Here is a 16,050-nt window from a genome sequence, read left to right as displayed (position 1 = left end):
TTGTACAAGTAGCAGAAATACAGATGAATATAATTTTTTACTGATAAAATTCTGGAATAAAAAAACATTAGATAGGTTTGTTGAGAAAAATAATGTTGCCGTAATGGTTAGGTATCCATTTAAAGAATATGATAGCCGTTTTAGTACAGTTTTATCAGAAGAATTACATAATTATCTTAAATTAAAATCAACAGGAAGTACATCATACATTTTTCCTCAAGGCCAAAAAGCAGTTAAAGCAAACGCTGTCACAATTGTGATAGAAATAAGATTTGTGAGCCCTTATGTATTAGATATTACGTATAATCCCAACTCTGGAGGATTGTATCCTGTTTCTAAAAAATTAGAATACAGCAATGGAAATTGGAACGAATTGAAAAATTAAAATTAATATAAAATCATGAAAATGACTCAAAGCTAAAGTTTAATGTGTTGAAAATCAAGTAATAATACTTTTTCATTTTTTATTTTATATATTTGCAAAGTCCAATGGTAATTACTCGACTGTTGATTCCTCCTAAAATTTCAGATATTTTTAAAAAGATTATCAGAAATATTTCCCCACTCTTCTCCATATTTGTTTTAAATTTATACAAAACTAAGTCTGAGCTGTAGACTGATTTTTATTAAAAATCATGCACTCAAAGTCTATAATCATTAATGTTAGAAAATTCTCAAATAGTATTAAATTCTCAAGTGAATCTGAAAATCATTCGCTTGAAAATATCCATTGATCATTCGATGAAATTATCTGGAATCAAATCTGCTTATCACACAATCTCAAGATCTAATTCATGAAAAAGTTTTTATCTTTTTTAATTGTGATTTCAGCTTGTTTTGCCGATGCACAGGAAATCTCCGACAAAGAAGCTTTTAAAAAATGCAGGAAGGAGTTCAGCAAAAAGATATGTTTTTCAGATGAAGATAAAGACGGCGTTTTATTTTATTCAGATAGCTGTCCGAAAATTTTTGGAGTAAATGAAAATGCAGGCTGTCCATGGAAAGATACCGATAACGATGGTGTTATTGATAAAGATGATCAATGTCCTGAAATTAAAGGTTTATCAGAATACCATGGCTGTCCTATTCCTGATATGGACGAAGATGGTATTTTAGATAATGATGATGCATGTCCTACGGTTTTTGGATATGCATCTGATGAACCTCTTAAAAATGGATGCATGAAGGAAGATTGTAAAAAACTTTACGAAGAAGAACAGGAAAGATTGAAACATCTTCGGGAGCAAGGAAAAACGATAGATTACACTTCATTAGCAGATGAAATTATAAAAAATATTGATTTAAGTTTGTTAAAAGAGAAAAATCTGATTTTAGTTGTGGAGTCAGAATTTCTGGAATGTGGAACAATCCCGGGAAGAGAATATTCTTGTAATTTTTCTCGCAATGATACCCCATTTTATAAGTCAAGCGATTTTTGGACAGCCGAGACAATAACAAAAATTTTTAATAAAATTAATAAAAACTTTATTCTGGGAATACTTTATGATGGAATGGGAAGTGGAATTGAATTTGAAAATATTCCAAACAATTTTTCAAAACTAAATCTTCAAAACAAAAAAATTAAAATATCTAAACAAGGATCGGAAAAAGAGGTTCCTATCTATTATAAAAATAACATCACTCAACCGATAAAAAAGTTAAATGTACTATCAGTAAATATTAATAAAAATGATTTCGGAAAAACAGTGAATGTTGAAATGCTTTATACGACGTACCATTCTGATATATCTTTGGCGAACAACATACATCGTTTTAACAGAAAATATTTAGTATATCAATTTATAAACAATCAATGGAAATTGATTGACACAAAACAAAATTTTTAAAAATGCCAAAAAAAAATAAATACATAAGTCAGAAAAATGACTCAAAACTCGTGGAAATAGGGAGATTGATTCTCCGTTTCATGAATCAGAACCAAACAAAAGTTTACAATTACAAACAGATCTCAGACGGGATCGACCACAAAAATCCACGACAGCGCGAAATGGTGATTCAGGCTTTGCACAAATTACTGTCGAGCCAGAGAATTAAAGAAACCGATAAAGGAAAATACAGCATCAATCTCAATATTGAAGGTACTTTAACGGGAACTATAGATTTTAACCAAAGCGGAAATGCATACGTTACGGTAGAAAACCTGAAAGACGACGTTTTCGTTCATTCTAAAAATGTCAAAGATGCTTTGCAGGGCGATAAAGTTTTAATTGTTACCTACAATTTTAAAGGTAAAAAACTCGAAGGCTCTGTTCTGGAAGTTCTGGAGAGAAAAAGAACTGAATTTGTCGGAACTTTTCAACTCGTTCCTCATAAGGAATTTGGGTTTGTAGTTTGCGATAAAAAAACAATCAATACCGATATTTTTATTCCGAAAGGAAAAATAAACGGTGCCGAAAACGGTAATAAAGTGGTTGTAAAAATGACTGAATGGAAACCTGGAGATAAAAATCCTGAAGGTGAAATTCTTCAGGTTTTAGGAAATCCCGGCGAACATGAAACCGAGATCCACTCTATCCTTGCAGAATATGGTTTACCTTACGATTTTCCGGAGGAAGTTGAAAGAGATGCCGACAAAATCGACCGCAGAATTACAGATGAAGAAGCGGCGAAACGTTGGGATATGAGGGATATTTTAACCTTTACCATTGACCCGAAAGATGCCAAAGATTTTGACGATGCGCTGTCGGTGAGAAAACTCGATAATGGAAACTGGGAAGTTGGCGTTCATATCGCAGACGTTTCACATTACGTGATTCCCGGAACCGTTTTGGATGACGAAGCATACGAAAGAGCAACGTCAGTTTATCTCGTAGACCGCGTTGTACCAATGTTGCCGGAAGTTTTGAGTAACGATGTCTGTTCACTCCGTCCGAATGAAGATAAATATACATTCTCAGCCGTGTTCGAATTGAATGACAAGGCAGAAATCCAGAAAGAATGGTTTGGCAGAACCGTAATTCACTCCGACAGACGATTTACTTACGAAGAAGCTCAGGAAAGAATTGAGACAAAAGAAGGTGATTTGCAGGAAGAAATCAATGTTTTGGATGATTTGGCAAAAATTATGCGTGCAGAACGTATCAGAAACGGTGCAATTACTTTTGACAGAAGCGAGGTTCGTTTCAATTTAGATGAAAACAATCAGCCGATTGGGGTTTATTTCAAAATCAGCAAAGATTCGAATCACTTGATTGAGGAATTTATGTTGCTTGCTAATAAAAAAGTATCAGAATTTGTCTCTCTGAAAAAAGGAAGACCCAATCAGAATACCTTTATTTACAGGGTTCACGACGATCCGGATCCTGCGAAACTGGAAGCTCTAAGAGATTTTGTTTCCACTTTCGGATACAAAATGGATTTGGCAAATACCAAAAAAGTGGCAGAATCTTTAAACTCTTTACTGAAAGACGTAAAAGGCAAAGGCGAAGAAAATATGATCGAAACTTTGGCGATGCGAAGCATGAGCAAAGCAGTCTACTCTACCGAGCCGATTGGCCACTACGGTTTGGGCTTTGATTATTATTCGCATTTCACTTCTCCTATCCGTCGTTATCCCGATTTGCTTGCTCACAGATTGCTTCAGCATTACCTGGATGGCGGAAAATCTCCCGACAGAAATGAGCTGGAAGAAAAAGCAAAACACTGCAGCGCAAGAGAACGTCTGGCTGCCGATGCAGAGAGAGATTCAATTAAGTTCATGCAGGTAAAATTCATGGAGAAACATTTGGGAGAAACGTTCACAGGTGTGATTTCCGGAGTTGCAGAATTTGGTTTCTGGGTAGAAATTCCTGAAAACGGTGCTGAAGGTTTAATCAAACTTCGTGATTTGATGGATGATTCTTACACTTACGATAAAGCAACGCATGCCGTTTACGGTTCTCGCACAGGAAACAGATATCAGTTGGGAGATCAGGTTCAGATTAAAGTGGTTAAAGCCAATTTAATAGCGAAGCAGCTTGATTTTAAGATTGTTGAGTAATGACAAAGACAGATAAATATATTGTTTTCAGTATTATCAATGTTGTTTTAATTATTACTATAATATTTAAAACCGTGATCAATTTTTATCTGTTCATTGTGATTATCATTTTGATTTGTTTTATTCTTAATAAATTAATCGATAAAAAATTAATCAGGATTAAAGACGGAGATAAAAAATACTTTTTATCGGTTACATTTCCTTTTATCGTCAATTGCTTTTTTCTAATAAATTATTTTACAGGAATGAATCCTCAAAAGGAAACATACTGTTTTAAAAATATGATTTCTGAAATAGGAGGAAGACATAGCCACCAAAAAGGAAAAACTACATATATCTATCTTAGTGAAAATGCCTATCCGTACTCTTACATGACAAGAAGTTTTTTTATTGATTACAAAAAAATGTGGGGAAACAATCAAATAACATATACTTTTGAAAGAGGAATTTTCGGTTTGAAAACAATAAAAAAATTTCAATTTATGGATAATGAAAATTGTCCTGATAATTAGAATTTTCTAAAGACCAGAGGCTGTTCTAACAAGACAGTCTCTTTTTTTTTAGAAATTATGAATTAAAACAATGTTCTTTTTAAACCCTAATAAAAATATAATTTCTAAATTTGGGATAGAAACAATTTTGAATGTTTGAACTTGTATTTTCGGCCATTGGTCTGGGCTTCATGCTGAGCCTTGTTTTCATTGGTCCTATTTTTTTCCTTTTAATTGAAACCAGTTTTACAAGAGGGCCTAAACATGCTTTGGCATTGGATTTTGGTGTAATCACAGCAGATTTACTGTGTATTATTGCAGCCTATTACGCAAGTGCTGATATTGTTGATCTGATCGACAAGCACCCCGGTTTTTACAGAATTACATCTATTCTTATTCTCAGCTACGGGATCATTATGATGGTCACAAAAACCAAAATGCACATGCCTGGAGAAGAAAAATTAATCAGCCAGAATTATTTTAAAACATTTATTAACGGGTTTTTATTGAATCTTTTGAATGTTGGGGTTATTCTTTTCTGGTTAGTTACGGTGATTGGTGTCAGAAATCAGTATCCCGATACAGAAACGCTGATTTTATACCTTGCAATTGTTATTTCAACCTATCTTTTAATTGATTTGGCTAAAATTTTTCTTTCTAAACAGTTTCACGACAGGCTCACACAAAAACTGGCCAACAGAATCAGAAAAGGAGTGGGAGTCGTACTGATTATTTTCAGTTTTTTCATATTCCTTCAGAGTTTCAAGATGTTTAATCAGTTTGATAAGCGGTTGGAAGAAGCGGAGAAAAAAGAATTAAAATACAAAAAGAACAGATAAACTGTTAAAGTTTCATCTTAAATGCAGGTTTATTTTGGCCTTTGCTGAGTAGAAAGTCTTTGTGAACGAAAAGTATTCAGAATTATGATAAAAGAATCATTGCGGACTTTGAATCAAATCAGCACATTTAAAACTATTAATGAAAACAACAAATTGATCAATGAAAATATTTCCAAAATCACTGAAAAAAGGCGACAGAATAGCCATCATTTCTCCCGCAGGAGCCGTTGAACCATCTCAGCTGGAAAAAGGAATTGAAATGATAAAATCTAAAGGATTTGAACCTGTTTTAGGGAAAAATCTATATACCAAATTTTCAAACGGATACAATTATGCCGGAACTGAGGAGCAAAGAACTCATGATATCAACTGGGCTTTAAACGATCCTGAAATCTCTGCAATCTGGGCTTCCAGGGGCGGTTATGGCTGTCAGCATTTAATTGAAAATTTAAATCTAAAAGGTTTTACTAAAAATCCAAAATGGTATATTGGGTATTCTGATAATACTGTTATCCAAAGTTATTTGCTGAAAAAAGGTTTCGCTTCTATTCACGGACAAACCATTAAAACTTCAAGTTTTGGTGTAACTGAAGAGAGTTATGATTTAACCTTTAATATTCTGAAAGGAAAACCTCTAAAATACACGCTGAAATCCAATCATTTTAATAAAGAAGGAAATGTGGAAGGCGAATTGGTTGGAGGAAATTTGGCATTAGTTTATGCTCTTTTGGGAACCAAATATTCCTTTGATTTTAAAGATAAAATTCTGTTTATCGAAGACATTGGCGAAAATTTTTACGCGCTCGACAGAATGATGATGAGTCTGGAAATGGCAGGTGTCTTCACCAAAATTAAAGGTCTGATTATTGGTGGTATGACCAATATGGGCGACGAAAAAGAAAATGAACATTATGAAGACAGTTTTGATGAATTTGCCTACAAATTAATTTCAGACAGAATTTCAGAATATAGCTTTCCTACTGTTTTTGCTTTTCCAAATGGGCATATTCATAATAATATTCCATTGATTTTAGGCTCAGAAGTATCTTTGAAGGCCGGAAAAAATGTTACATTAACTTTTAAATAAAATGCTGTTTTACTCAAAATTTATACTCGCTTTTTTCCTGATTCTGGCTGGAGTTTTTCATTTCATTAAACCTCACTTCTTCATGAAAATCATGCCCGATTATATTCCGATGCACTTGCAAATGGTTTACATCAGTGGTGTAGTAGAAATTTTGTGTGGGATTCTCCTTCTTTTTCCGGAAACTCAAAAGTGGGGAGCCTATCTTTCCATCGCTTTATTTATTGCGGTTTTTCCTGCCAATATAGAAATGGCGAGAAAATTCTATCTGATTCATCACAAATACTTCTGGCTTACAGTTTTGAGACTTCCTTTACAGATTGTTTTGATTTGGTGGGCGTATCAGTTTAGAAAATAAAATGAAGAAACAAAACTCTCATACACTCCAACCCTACAACTCTCCAACCCGATAATGGCAGATCACAACGAATTAGGAAAAGAAGCAGAAAATCTTGCAGCAGAATATTTACTTAAAAATGAATATAAGATTCTCGTGCGCAATTTCCGTTTTAAGAAAAATGAAGTGGATATCATCGCCGAAAAAGATAATCTGATTGTTGTAGTAGAAGTGAAAGCCCGTTCAACAGATTTTTTTATTCTGCCTCAGGAAGCTGTGACGAAAGGAAAAATCAAATCAATTGTTTTGGCAGCGAATCATTTTATGGAAGAATTTAATAAAAATCAGGAAGTAAGATTTGATATAATTTCGGTCCTCCCCAACCAAAAAGGAAATTTAGAAATAGAACATATTCCGGATGCTTTCCAGGCATTTGATGCAAACTGAACTAATGTAAAAATCTACTAATGTAACGGTCTGGCAATAATTGGTAAACTGTTAAACTGATACATTCTTATATTTAAAAATTGAAAATTTTAATGAAAACAATACTCATCACCGGAGCCACGTCCGGAATAGGAAAAGCGACAGCAGAGCTTTTTGCAAAGCAGGGGAACAGAGTTATTATCTGTGGAAGAAGATCTGACGCTTTAGAATCTGTAAAAACAGAATTATCAGCTTTAACCGAAATATTTAGTTTAAAGTTTGATGTCAGAAATTTGGAAGAAGTTGAAGCCGCTATTGCGTCACTTCCTGAAGAATGGAAAAATATTGATGTGCTCATCAACAATGCCGGAAATGCGCATGGTTTGGAGCCTTTGTCAGCAGGAAGTACAGACGACTGGGATAATATGATTGACGGAAATGTGAAAGGTCTTTTATACGTGTCAAAAACGCTGATCCCGATGATGAAGCAAAGAAATTCGGGACACATCATCAATATCAGTTCGGTAGCTGCAAGACAGACATATGCGAACGGTGTTGTCTACTGTGCGACTAAAAAAGCAGTCGATGTGATATCCGAAGGGATGAGAATCGAACTCACAGAATTCGGAATCAGAGTGACCAATATCCAGCCGGGAGCTGTAGAGACAGATTTTTCTTTGGTCAGGTTTAAAGGTGATCAGGAAAGAGCTGCAACGGTTTATGCGGGTTATGAAGCATTGAAAGCCACAGATATTGCTGACGCGATTGCTTATTGTGTAAATGCGCCTCAACACATTACAGTTTCAGATATGACGATTTACCCGAGCGCTCAGAGTGAACCGAGAACGATTTACAGAAAAGGATAATTAAATTTGAAAATGGGTCAATTTGAGAATTTGAGAGTGAAAATTCTTCATTTATCTTTTGTAATTGTATTTGCAATTGGATATTCTCAAGGCTATTCAAAACAAGAAAAAGCAGTTTTGATTCAGGCTAAAAAGCTTGATTCGCTGATGAAGAACAATGATCAATCCATTGTAAGTTTATTCTCCGAAAATGTTTCTTTCGGTCATTCCAACGGATGGATTCAGAATCTGAAGGATTTTAAAAAAGATTTTACTTCAAAGAAAGTTGTTTACAAAGAAATCCGTCAGACAGAAGTTTCTGAACTCAAAAAGTTTAAAAATACTTTCAGCTTGAGACGAACGATCAGAGTACATGGTTTATATAAAAATCAGGATTTTGAAATGAATCTTGGAGTGCTTGAAATCTGGATTAAAAAGAAATCTGAATGGAGATTGTGGAGTCGCCAAAGTGTGGAAATAAAGTGATAAATTTGTTGTAAAACGAACAAATAATGAACGGAGATTTTCAAAAATTTTTAATTTATCAGACGCCCAACAATGAAGTTCGGGTAGATGTTTTTCTTCAGAACGAAACGGCATGGCTTACACAGAAGTCGATGGCAGCTTTGTTTGATGTCAATGTTCCGGCAATCAGTAAACATCTTTCGAATATTTTTGATGAAGGAGAGCTAAGTCCCGAATCAACTGTTTCCATTTTGGAAACAGTTCAGCAAGAAGGTAACAGAAAAGTAAAAAGAAATGTAGAATATTACAATCTCGACGCCATAATTTCCGTAGGCTACCGCGTCAATTCTGCAAAAGCCACGCAATTCAGGATTTGGGCTACAAAAACTTTGAAAGAGTTTATCATCAAAGGTTTTGTGATGGATGATGAGCGGTTAAAGCAGGGACAAACGGTATTCGGGAAAGATTACTTCAGGGAATTACTTCAGAGAATCCGATCCATCCGTGCAAGCGAGAGACGCATTTATCAGCAGGTCACAGATATTTTTGCGGAATGCAGCATCGATTATGATAAAAATGCTGCAGTTACAAAAAACTTTTATGCTACGGTTCAGAATAAATTTCATTTTGCCATTACGGGAAACACAGCCGCTGAAATTATTTATAAAAACGCTGACAGCAAAAAAGAAAATATGGGTTTAACTACGTGGAAGCATTCACCTGAAGGAAGAATATTAAAATCTGATGTTGTGGTGGCTAAAAACTATCTGACAGAAAAGGAAATTCAACAGCTGGAAAGAACCGTGACAGGCTATTTCGATTACATTGAAGGTTTGATTGAAAGAGAAAATACTTTTACCATGGAGGCTCTGGCTGAAAGTGTGAATAAGTTTTTAAACTTTAATGAATACAGAGTTCTGGAAGGAAACGGCAAAATCGCAAAAATAGTTGCCGATAAAAAAGCAGTCACTGAATACGAAACATTCAATAAAACACAAAGAATAGTTTCTGATTTTGATAAAGAAATCAAAAAATTGGGAAGAAACCTGTAGTCCTCATATTTTGTAAACGTTTTGAGGTTTTCATTCAATCATTTCTTTTGGTACTTTTGCAGGAGAAAAAGGCTAATTAAATTGGTCATTATTTAAAATTTAATTCAATGAAAATTTTATATCTCGAAACCTCCTCAAAAAACTGCTCAGTGGCTATTTCAGACAGTGAAACGCTGCTTTGTGTTGCAGAAGAAGTTTCCGAAAACTATAAACATTCCGAATCATTACACACTTTTGTAGAATGGGCTCTGGAAGGCGCAGAAATTACTTTAAAAGAAATAGATGCCGTCTGCCTGGGAAAAGGTCCCGGTTCTTATACAGGATTGAGAATTGGTGCTGCATCTGCAAAAGGTTTTTGCTACGGTCTGAATATTCCTTTAATTGCAGTCAATTCTTTGGAAAGCATGAAAGAGCCGTTTTTAGGGCAAAACTACGACCTGGTTATCCCTTTGGTCGATGCAAGAAGGATGGAAGTTTATACAGCCGTTTATAGTGGGATTTCAGGAGAAGAGATCAGTGCTACTGAGGCGAAAGTTCTAGATGAAAGTTCTTATCAGGAATTTAAAGACAAAAAAGTACTGTTTGTAGGAGACGGAGCAAAGAAAGCTAAAGATATTCTGCAACTTCCCAAAGCTGAATTTAATGAAGATATCTACCCTTCGGCAAAATTTTTAGTGAAGAAAACTTTAGAAAAAATGGAAGCGAAGGAATTTGAAGACATTGCCTATTTTGAGCCCTTTTATCTGAAAGATTTCCACGGTGTCAAAAAGAAAAAAAGCGAAGATTAGTCTTCGCTTTTCTGTTTATTTTGGTTTTGCAGGAGCTGCATTTGGATTCGTCATATTAAAATTCGGATTATTTCCCTGCGGCTGTTTATCCGATGGTTTGGTCTGAATCGTATTCTGCGTTGGCGGTATCGAATTCGGCATATTTCCCATCGGAATTCCCGGAGCACCCATCAGCGGAGCCTGCTGGCTTGAAGGTTGCTGAGATTGATTCTGAATATTTCCCGGCATCTGATTCTGGCCTGGAATCATCTTATTTCCCTGACTGTCTGTGGTCTGAAAGGCAAGATCGCTTTTAAGATAATTAAGCATCTGCTTTGCCTTCTCCCCTTCCGGAGTTTTGCCATAATTGAGAACAATCTGTTCCAGCTGAAGTATCATCACCTCTTTCCCACTCGATTTTCCTGCATTAAAGGCATTCAAAAGAGAAAGTTTTGGTACTAAAGCGTCTTTAGGATTTTTCTGTATCGCCTGATCAATCATGCTCTGACTTTCGGCAAATTTTTCAGATTCATATAATGCAAATGCCGTTTTGTACTCATTTTCTGTATCTGCAGATGACTTAACAAAGGTATTGTTTTTCGGATTTCGTGCAAATTCAGCGTATGATGTGTACGGATAATCTTTTAAAAGAATCTGTTTTGCACGTTCAGCTACCTGCGGATTTTTCTCGTAATTCATTGCAAAAATCTCATAGAGAGCCTGCAGCATTACCTTTTCTTCAGGTTTCACGTCTACAAGATCGTAAAGTGTTTTTGTAGCTAAAGGTGTGTTGGTAAAATAGTTTTGGTACATTACACCAAGCCCTAATGAAGCCGTATCTCTGTCTTTTTTCAGCTGACCCAGTTTACCTGCATCGGTAGGAATTTGTTCGATATAATATGCGGGTTCAAAACGTCTCGGATTAGGTACTGAAGTCACGCCCAGCGCCTCATTTTTCATATCTTCAATCGTTGCCATTTTTTTGGAAAAACGCCAGTTGTCTGAAAGTGCCCTGTCGCCCCAAACCTGCTTAAAGGTTGATGTACCTTTACTTACAGTTCCGGTGTTGCTGAAGTAGAAACCTTTCTGGCTCACACCAAAATCTTCAAACGTGTTTCCCGAGTTGGCAAACATCGAATTTGCGCTGTAATCTCCGGTGTCAAAGCCTTTATTCCGTTCTGCCCTTCTTCTTTCAATTTCTTCTTTTTCTTCCTTTGCTTTAAGTTTTGCAATATGTTTGCTGAAGAAATCTGTTTTTTGCTCAGGACTGAGTTTCGCCAGAGAAAGAATACTGTCATTTTTCTTGATAAGATAGTAGTTTACAGAGATTTTTTTTATGTAAACGCTCTGATCTTTCAATAAAATTTTTGATGGCTCATAAGTCATCGTTGCTAACGCAGAATCGTAGTAAGCTCCGGCACCGATATAATCGTTTTTATCTAAATAATTTTTCCCGATTTCGTAGTAGGCAAGACCTCTCACCTGCCCGTCTGAAACTTCTTCTTTTAAAGATTTTCTGAAAAATTCCTGAGCCTCGTCTTTCTTTCCGGCATTGTTGGCCATAAGACCTAAAGCGTAGTAAAATTCATTTTTTCTTGAGCCGTAAGTACCTTTCTTGCTTATTTTTTCAAGGTATTCTCTAGCGCCATCGTAGTTTCCTTTTCCGTTAAAAGTTTTGGCAATCTGAATTTGGGATTTCACTTCAAATTCAAAATCGTTAGCATACTTGTAGGCTGCCATAAAGCTTTCTCTTGCTTCATCATTTTTACCTAATTCCTGCTGTACCTGACCTTTCAGGAAAGCAATTCTGCTTTTCAGCTGTCTGTTGCCGTTTAACGCATAGGCACGGTTCAGTTCTTCCAGAGCCTCCGCTTTTTTACCGTTATCCAGTAAAGCTTCTGAACGGTAAATGCTTAAAAGTTTATCATAATCTTTCTTTAAACCTTCATTTTTTACCTGCCCCCAGATTTGTTCAGATTTGTGGAAATTATTCATTTTAGCATAAGCTAATCCTTCGTAAACCTTGGCCAAAGGAAGTCTTTTGTCCTCCTTCATGTGGGTATAAACATAATTGAGTGCGTCTAAAGCCTGCAAATTTTTACCCTGATAAATTCTTGACTGAACCAAAATAATATAAGCATCAAAAATCGTTTTGTTAACCTCTTCATTTTTTCTGATGACAGAATATTTATTAATAGCCTTTAAAGCCTTTGCTTCAGCAATTTCAAGAATTGTTGCTCCTTTATTTTCCGGTTTGATCTGTGATCCCTGACCCCCCATCATTGGACTGTTGCCTCCCAAAGGACCCGGCATACCCGGAGGCCCCTGAGGTCTTCCTCCATTTTGCGGTCGGTTTACCTCCGCCATTTTCATAGAATTTTCTGCAAATGCAGAAGACTGTCCCAAATCACTTCCCAAAGGTTGCTCTTCGTATGTCAAAATAGGAATATAAGGCGCATAAAAATTGTCTTTATGGGCTTTATCTCTGTTTTCAAACTCGGTATTCAAAGCGTCTTTTGCATTGAAAAGCGTGTTGTAATATGTTGAAAATCCTTTAATAAACTTCGATCTCGCTTCCGGTTTTTTTACTTTTGTAGAACAGGAAACAATGAGAATCGCCGCCAAAAGGAATAAGATATTCTTTTTCATTATCTAATATAACTCTCTAATCTGCTTTTTATTATGACAGAATGATGATTTTGTAAAAATAACAATTTTTTATTTGGAATTTTTTAAATATTTTTCAAAATCTGATAAACAAGATGCGTCGGAAGTCCCATTATCGTATAATAACTTCCTTTTATGTTTTTAATTTTTGCCATTCCGAGCCATTCCTGTATTCCGTAGCTGCCTGCTTTGTCGAATGGTTGGTAGTTTTTTATGTAAAAATCAATTTCCTCATCGGAGATTTCCTCAAATTCCACATCGGCAACATCGGTTTCCGTGATGGTTTTATCTAAGGTTTTAATCGTAACAGCTGTGTAAACCTGGTGGGTTCTGCCGGATAAAAGTTTCAGCATTTTTCTGGCTTCATCTTCATCCAGAGGTTTTCCCAAAAACTGATTTTCTATCGCAACAACAGTATCTGCAGTAATTAAGACTTCATCATCAACCAAATCTCTGAACGCGTTGGCTTTTAATTCAGACAAATACGCGGCAGACTCTCCTACTTTTATGTCTTCGGGAACAATCTCTTCGCAGTCAATTTTAACGACTTCAAAACCGAAACCTAAGCTGGATAAAAGTTCTTTTCTTCTGGGAGACTGTGATGCTAAAAGTATTTTCATTGAATTTATAAACTGTTATTGATTTTTTTTTAGATTTAATTATACAGATTGTGTATTGTCGTCATGCCATTTTCCCTGCACCTTCATTACCTGCTCAATCACATCGCGTACAGCTCCGCTCCCACCTTTTACTGAAGAAATGTAGTCTGAAATATTTTTTACTTCGGGAACTGCATTTTCGGGACACGTCGCAATTGCAGAATTTTCCATCATGTGAATATCCGGAAGATCGTCTCCCATCGTAAGAATTTCTTCGTTTTTTAAATTATATTTAGACTTAAAGTTTTCATAGTCAACCATTTTGTTGTGTGATTTTGCATAATAATCTTCAATTCCGAGATAGTTGATGCGGTGTCTCACCATTTCGTCATTTCCACCAGTGATCACACCGATTAAATAGTCATTTTTTAAGGCCTTTACTACAGCATATCCATCCAGAACATTCATTACTCTGCTCATATTTCCGCCGGGCATCAAATAAACACTTCCGTCTGTGAAAACGCCGTCAACGTCAAATACAAAAGCTTTTATATCTTTTAATTTTTCTTTGTAACTCATTTTTCCTTATGATTGATAAATGATAATTGATGAATGATAGAAGATTCAGGTCAATTGCATTCACTTATCGTTTTTATTGTATTTTAAATTAATTTAATCAAGATTATACGTCAGTCTTACCGTAATTCTTGCTGATTTTTCTTTGCTTGAAGTGTCGAAATTTCCGCCATAGCTGTCTTCATCTGTCGAACCTTTCGCTGTAATCTGAAAAACACCCATCGAAGCATCTTTTAATTTGCCTAAATCACCATCGGCACTTTCAACAATTTTTTCAGCCCTTTCTCTGGCATCTTTTGCCCCTGCCTGTATCAGACTGTGTTTCAGAGATGAAAGATCAGAATAAGTATACTGAGCAGCGGATGGCTCAAACTGTACTCCACTGTTGATGAGTTCGGCTGTTTTATCCATTACCGTTTCAATTTTTTTCATCAGATCCGGATTTTTCTTTGCTCTGAAAAATACATTCTGTGAAGCTCTGTAACCGTCGAAAATTTCTTCTGACCTTTCTGCGCCGTCTGCATCTTTGGTGGTAACTGTGCGGAAAGATTTTGAGAAATTAACTCCGCCGAAAGCAAATTCTCCGGCTTTAAAACCTTTGCTGTAGAAGAAAGCCTTTACTTTTTCCTTATCCTGCGAAATTATGCTGTAAGCCTCTTTTGCATCCATCGCACTTGCATCAAAACTTCCTCCCCAACTCATTTCGTCTGAAAGAAAATCTTTAGAACCAAGCCCGGTAACGGAAATGGTGTCCTGTTTTAAATTTCTGTTTTTAAAACTTGAGCCTAAAATAAGTGCTGTAATTACAATTGCAAATCCGATGATGAGAGAACGGATGATGTTGGTATTCATATTATTTGGTTTTCATCAAAGTTAAAACTTTATGGCAATTGATACATTTTTTTGATAGAAAGATTTAAGGTTTTATAAATGTCGAGACTTTCATCCTTTAAAAGATTTTCATGAAGTTCCAGAACCCGTTTGTCGTTCCTTACCGCTGGTCCGGTTTGAGCTGATTTAGGGTCAATTTCATGAATTTTCTGAACAGTTTCATCGATCAACGGCAAAAAATAATCAAAAGGAATTTCCTGAGCATCTGAAATTTCTTTTGCTCTCGAAAAAAGATGATTCACAAAATTGCAGGCAAAAACCGCTGTCAAATGAATGTATTTTCTTTTTTCATACGTACTTTCCATCACATTTTCTGAAATTTTTAAAGCAAGTTCCGTCAAAGTTTTCTGGTCTTCTTCATTTTCAGTTTCAATAAAAAAAGGAATTTTTGAATACTCTAAATCTTTTGATTTTGAAAAGGTCTGTAACGGATAAAAGCTTGATTTTCTGTACGCTCCCACCATAATTTCTTTAGGCAAAGATCCTGAAGTGTGTGCAACTAAACAGTCTGTTTTTGTAATCAATTCAGAAACATTTTCTACCGAACTGTCGCTTACACAAATCAGATACAAATCCGCATCTTCCGGTTTTTCATTTGAGAAAGGAATATTTAATTCTGAAGAAATCTTTTGAAGTTCAGTTTCGTTTCTTCCAAAAATCTGAGCGACAGGAATTTTATTTAAAACGAAAGCTTTCGCCAGATGATAAGCGACATTTCCGGAACCGATGATTACAATTTGCATAAAACAAAGATAAAGATTTTGGTTTTGAATAAAGTTTGATGAACGGGATTAAAATTTTAAACCATTAAGTAAGTTAAGTTTTTAAGGAAAATATTCTTTAGATTTTTAAGATTTACCAAAGTAAAACATTAAGGCAATGTCAATTTGAACAAGAATGTTTCTAAAGATTTTTCAAGCTTTTCTTTTGTGACTTTGACTTAGTTGAATATTCGATTTATGGTTTTAAAATCTGCAGTTACGGGTGGATAATTTTATTTTCAATAAATTT

At 35.3% G+C, this 16,050-nt stretch carries 16 protein-coding genes; 11 read left to right on the top strand and 5 right to left on the bottom strand.

The annotated features are described in order from the left end of the window. Positions 1–794 precede the first annotated feature (794 nt). The 11 genes from IC610_RS20185 (at position 795) to tsaB (ending at position 10,327) form a co-directional block, all read left to right on the top strand. The gene (locus IC610_RS20185) at positions 795–1,847 is read left to right on the top strand and encodes a thrombospondin type 3 repeat-containing protein (RefSeq protein WP_191737022.1); all 1,053 of its coding nucleotides are present in this window, start codon (positions 795–797) and stop codon (positions 1,845–1,847) included. Between the two features lie 2 nt (positions 1,848–1,849). Then, entirely contained in the window at positions 1,850–4,000 is a 2,151-nt protein-coding gene (gene rnr / locus IC610_RS11705; protein WP_056083091.1) for a ribonuclease R, read from the top strand. Further along, positions 4,000–4,512 (top strand): hypothetical protein, encoded by a 513-nt coding sequence (locus tag IC610_RS11700; RefSeq protein ID WP_191737021.1) that lies wholly within the window; start codon positions 4,000–4,002, stop codon positions 4,510–4,512. Before rnr ends, IC610_RS11700 begins: the two co-directional genes overlap by 1 nt. 131 nt (positions 4,513–4,643) lie before the next feature. Then, the gene (locus IC610_RS11695) at positions 4,644–5,330 is read left to right on the top strand and encodes a LysE family translocator (RefSeq protein WP_191737020.1); all 687 of its coding nucleotides are present in this window, start codon (positions 4,644–4,646) and stop codon (positions 5,328–5,330) included. Positions 5,331–5,490: 160 nt separating this feature from the next. Next, positions 5,491–6,417 carry a S66 peptidase family protein gene (locus IC610_RS11690; protein ID WP_191737019.1) on the top strand — a complete coding sequence of 309 codons (927 nt, stop codon included), beginning with the start codon at positions 5,491–5,493 and terminating at the stop codon, positions 6,415–6,417. Between the two features lies 1 nt (position 6,418). Continuing rightward, entirely contained in the window at positions 6,419–6,772 is a 354-nt protein-coding gene (locus IC610_RS11685; RefSeq protein WP_191737018.1) for a DoxX family protein, read from the top strand. Positions 6,773–6,826: 54 nt separating this feature from the next. Then, positions 6,827–7,198, top strand: a complete 372-nt coding sequence (locus IC610_RS11680; RefSeq protein WP_191737017.1) for a YraN family protein — start codon at positions 6,827–6,829, stop codon at positions 7,196–7,198. Between the two features lie 92 nt (positions 7,199–7,290). Further along, positions 7,291–8,043, top strand: a complete 753-nt coding sequence (locus IC610_RS11675) for an SDR family NAD(P)-dependent oxidoreductase (protein WP_191737016.1) — start codon at positions 7,291–7,293, stop codon at positions 8,041–8,043. 12 nt (positions 8,044–8,055) lie between these two features. Continuing rightward, positions 8,056–8,508, top strand: coding sequence for a hypothetical protein (locus tag IC610_RS11670; RefSeq protein ID WP_191737015.1), 453 nt, complete (start codon positions 8,056–8,058; stop codon positions 8,506–8,508). A 26-nt stretch (positions 8,509–8,534) separates the two neighbouring features. Continuing rightward, complete coding sequence (locus tag IC610_RS11665) at positions 8,535–9,539, top strand: virulence RhuM family protein (RefSeq protein ID WP_191737014.1); 1,005 nt, start codon at positions 8,535–8,537, stop codon at positions 9,537–9,539. A gap of 107 nt (positions 9,540–9,646) precedes the next feature. After that, entirely contained in the window at positions 9,647–10,327 is a 681-nt protein-coding gene (tsaB, locus tag IC610_RS11660; RefSeq protein WP_191737013.1) for a tRNA (adenosine(37)-N6)-threonylcarbamoyltransferase complex dimerization subunit type 1 TsaB, read from the top strand. A gap of 15 nt (positions 10,328–10,342) precedes the next feature. Here the strand turns inward: tsaB and porW are convergent, their stop codons facing one another. The 5 genes from porW to IC610_RS11635 all read right to left on the bottom strand — a co-directional run bounded on the left by porW (position 10,343) and on the right by IC610_RS11635 (position 15,782). Then, positions 10,343–12,955 (bottom strand): type IX secretion system periplasmic lipoprotein PorW/SprE, encoded by a 2,613-nt coding sequence (gene porW / locus IC610_RS11655; protein ID WP_191737012.1) that lies wholly within the window; start codon positions 12,953–12,955, stop codon positions 10,343–10,345. An 83-nt stretch (positions 12,956–13,038) separates the two neighbouring features. After that, complete coding sequence (locus tag IC610_RS11650) at positions 13,039–13,593, bottom strand: Maf family protein (protein ID WP_191737011.1); 555 nt, start codon at positions 13,591–13,593, stop codon at positions 13,039–13,041. 39 nt (positions 13,594–13,632) lie between these two features. After that, positions 13,633–14,151 (bottom strand): KdsC family phosphatase, encoded by a 519-nt coding sequence (locus IC610_RS11645; RefSeq protein WP_191737010.1) that lies wholly within the window; start codon positions 14,149–14,151, stop codon positions 13,633–13,635. Positions 14,152–14,244: 93 nt separating this feature from the next. Next, a complete protein-coding gene (locus IC610_RS11640; protein ID WP_191737009.1) occupies positions 14,245–15,000 on the bottom strand; it encodes an SIMPL domain-containing protein in 756 nt (251 codons plus the stop codon). 29 nt (positions 15,001–15,029) lie between these two features. After that, entirely contained in the window at positions 15,030–15,782 is a 753-nt protein-coding gene (locus IC610_RS11635) for a Rossmann-like and DUF2520 domain-containing protein (protein ID WP_191737008.1), read from the bottom strand. Positions 15,783–16,050 lie beyond the last annotated feature (268 nt).

Origin of the sequence: Chryseobacterium caseinilyticum (assembly GCF_014837145.1) — a bacterium.
Lineage (GTDB): Bacteria > Bacteroidota > Bacteroidia > Flavobacteriales > Weeksellaceae > Chryseobacterium > Chryseobacterium caseinilyticum.
This window is presented reverse-complemented; position numbering and strand designations above follow the sequence as displayed.